Annotated in this window: 3 protein-coding genes; 1 reads left to right on the plus strand and 2 read right to left on the minus strand. The window is 65.6% G+C overall.

Annotation, left to right across the window (positions count from 1 at the left end; genetic code table 11):
* Window positions 1-95 precede the first annotated feature (95 nt).
* Window positions 96-998, plus strand: a complete 903-nt coding sequence (locus ENZ74_RS28095; protein WP_245471019.1) for a DMT family transporter — start codon at window positions 96-98, stop codon at window positions 996-998.
* Here the strand turns inward: ENZ74_RS28095 and ENZ74_RS28100 are convergent, their stop codons facing one another.
* The gene (locus tag ENZ74_RS28100; protein WP_013532623.1) at window positions 999-1,811 is read right to left on the minus strand and encodes a helix-turn-helix transcriptional regulator; all 813 of its coding nucleotides are present in this window, start codon (window positions 1,809-1,811) and stop codon (window positions 999-1,001) included.
* Between the two features lie 54 nt (window positions 1,812-1,865).
* A partial coding sequence (locus ENZ74_RS28105; protein ID WP_164761266.1) for a uracil-DNA glycosylase occupies window positions 1,866-2,740 on the minus strand: 875 nt, incomplete at its 5' end.

The raw sequence follows: 2,740 nt of genomic DNA on the forward strand, positions 1-2,740 counted from the left end.
ATCCGAGAAGCGTCGGGAGCGTGACAGCGGGCCCCGGCAGCCCCTCGGCCACAGCCAGCGATGATGCCGGCGGGCACGACACGCTTACCGGCATCATGCTCAAGATCGTGTCGGTGGCGGTCTTCGTCGGCATGCAGACCTGCATCAAAGCCGCAGGCACGGTTCCGGCCGGCCAGATTGTCTTCTTCCGCTCTTTCTTCGCCATCTTCCCGATCATCGCCTTCCTGGCCTTCAGGAAAGAGCTCGGCACTGCCTTCACCACCAAGCGTCCGTTCAACCACATCGCCCGCGGCCTGGTCGGCGTCTGCGCCATGGGGCTCGGCTTTTTCGCGTTGACCCGGCTGCCGCTGCCGGAAGCGATCACGCTGAACTACGCGCAGCCGCTGCTGGTGGTGGTGTTCAGCTCCATCTTCCTCGGCGAGGCTATCCGCGTGTATCGCTGGAGTGCGGTCGCGGTCGGCCTGGTCGGCGTGCTGATCATCTCCTGGCCGGAACTGACGCTGCTGAGTTCCGACCAGGCGCTCGACGACCAGGAAGTGCTTGGCGTCATGGCCGCTCTTGTCGCGGCGGCGATCTCGGCCGTCGCCATGCTCTTGGTGCGCAATCTCGTGCAAAGCGAGCGTACGGCGACCATCGTGCTGTGGTTTTCGGTGACGGCGAGCGTCATGTCGCTGCTCTCGCTGCCATTCGGCTGGCAGGCGCTGACGCCGCTCCAGGCGGCCCTTCTTGTTGCCGCCGGCTTCTGCGGCGGCCTTGGCCAGATCCTGATGACTGCGGCCTATCGCCATGCCGACGCCTCGGCCGTGGCGCCGTTCGAATACACCTCGATGATCCTAGGCCTCGTCGTCGGCTATCTCGTCTTCGGCGACGTCGCCACGCTCCATATGCTTGTCGGCGGCCTGATCGTCGTCGCCGCCGGCATCTTCATCATCTGGCGCGAACGCCAGCTCGGCCTGGAGCGCACCCGCACGCGCAAGGCATCTTTGCCTGAAGGGTGATTACGAACGTTCGGCCCGTTCCTTCGCCAACCGAACCAGCACCGTCCTCGTCTGTTCATCGGCGGGGAAAAACGATTCGATCGCCAGTTCCGAAAGCGTCACGTCGAGCGGCGTGCCGAACACGGTGATGGTGCTGATGAACGACAGCACCTGATCGCCATGCGCCAGCCTGAGCGGATGCACGATGGCGTTCGCCTCGACCGGCGACGGCCGGCTGCCTCTCAAGCCTGACGGATAAGTCCTCAGCTCACGCTCGAGTTCGATCAGCACCGCGTCGCCGCTCGCGTCATTCTGGTGTTTCAGGCGCTCGAGCAGATGCGTGCGCCATTCCTGGAGGTTGACGATGCGTGGCGCGATGCCGCCGGGATGCAGGCTGAGGCGAAGCACGTTGACCGGCGGCGTCAGCAGCGAAGCCTCGCTGACATCGGCAAGGAAGGGAGCGATGGCGGCGTTGGCCGAAACCAGGTTCCAGTGGCGGTCGACAGCGAGTGCCGGGAACGGCTCGTGGCCTTTGAGCACGATTTCGACCGCCGCCATCGCCGGCGCCATTGTCGTGTCGGTCAGCGAGCGTTCGCCGAAACTGGGGGCAAAGCCGGCGGCGAGCAGCAACTGGTTGCGTTGCCTCAGCGGGATCGACAATTGCTCGGCCAGATGCAGCACCATGTCGCGCGAGGGCGCGGCGCGGCCGCTTTCGACGAAGCTCAGATGCCGCTGCGAGATTTCGGCCTCCATGGCGAGGTCGAGCTGCGACATGCGCCGGCGCGTGCGCCATTCGCGAATAAGGCTGCCGGCGGAGGTTTGGGCTGTTGTCATGAGTGAATGGTTAGGCTGGTGAGGACGGCATTTCAATTACCTGCGAGGTTATCGCTAGGTGAGCGCTCGCAGCTTTGCCTTCACTTCGAGGAAATCCCGCCACGCCAGCTTCTTGTGCGACGGGGTTCGCAGGAGATAGGCCGGATGCAGCGTCGGCATGGCCGGGATGGCGATGCCGGATGCCGTCGTGTGAACGCGCCAATTGCCGCGCAGCCGCAATATGCCTTCCGAGGTGTTGAGCAAGGTCTTGGCCGACGGGCCGCCAAGGTTGATCAGCACCTTGGGATTGACCAGCTCGATCTGCCGTTCGATGAACGGCCGGCAGATCTCGGTTTCGTGCGGCGTCGGCGTGCGATTGCCCGGCGGCCGCCAGGGAATGACATTGGCGATATAGGCTGAAGTGCGGTCGAGCCCGATCGCGGCCAGCATGCGGTCGAGCAGCCGGCCCGAGCGGCCGACGAAGGGCAGGCCCTCGATGTCCTCGTCGCGGCCGGGCGCCTCGCCGACCAGCATGACGGCGGCTTCCGGGTTGCCGTCGGCAAACACCAGGTTCTTGGCGGTGGCCTTGAGATTGCAGCCCTCGAACGCCGCCATATGCTGGCGAAGCTCGTCCAGCGTCGTTGCTGTGGTCGCCAATTGGCGGGCAAGTGCCGCCTGCGCTTCGTCGGGAACCGCAGTCGTCGCAGACGGCGACCGCGCGACGGGTGGTGCATTTGCTCTGTCCCCGGCTTCGCCGCGGGACACGGTCGTCGAGCGCAGCGGTGCGGCGGTGCCACCCGAAGGCGCTGCGATCGGCGCGCGCTCCATCGGCTTTGGCGCAACCTCGGCGAACCGGTTCACCGGCTGCTCTTCGAGCGCCTCGTCGACGCCCACGCTGGCGTAAAACGCCAGCAGGTCGGCGATATCAGGTCTGTTGGTTGGGGAAGCGG

It is taken from the genome of Mesorhizobium sp. M7A.F.Ca.CA.002.15.2.1, from assembly GCF_003998715.1.
GTDB lineage: Bacteria > Pseudomonadota > Alphaproteobacteria > Rhizobiales > Rhizobiaceae > Mesorhizobium > Mesorhizobium ciceri.